This window comes from Streptomyces sp. NRRL S-646, from assembly GCF_000720765.1.
Taxonomy (GTDB): Bacteria; Actinomycetota; Actinomycetes; order Streptomycetales; family Streptomycetaceae; genus Streptomyces.
Window position 1 is genome coordinate 1 of record NZ_JODC01000101.1, and the last position, 346, is coordinate 346.

1 pseudogene is annotated in these 346 nt (G+C 68.2%); it reads right to left on the reverse strand.

Features of this window, described 5'->3' with window-relative positions:
• Positions 1-346, reverse strand: a pseudogene (locus tag IH68_RS59030) (transposase); the annotation flags it as partial.

Sequence of the window (346 nt, forward strand, 5' to 3'; positions counted from 1 at the left end):
CCGGGCCTGCTGTGCTCGTTTTCGGAGCACCGGCCGGCTGAGGGGTTTTCCCGTGGAGGCGGCGAAATCCTCGGCGGACGCGTGCGGGTGTGAGGCGCCCTTGGCGTGCGGGCCGTTCCCAGGGTTTGCGGAGGTCTTCTGCGAGGGGCCGGGCGAGGCGGAGTTGGGTGTCGGCGGCAATGACCAGCCAGGTCCAGCGGTCGGCGGCAGCCGGCTCGCGGAGTTTGGGAGCGGTCCAGCCCAGCGTCTGCTTCATCATCCTGAAGGTGTGTTCAAGATCGAATCTGCGCAGGAATGCTTGCCAGAGCCGGTCCCCATCCCCGGCACTGGCGCCTGTGACTGACCA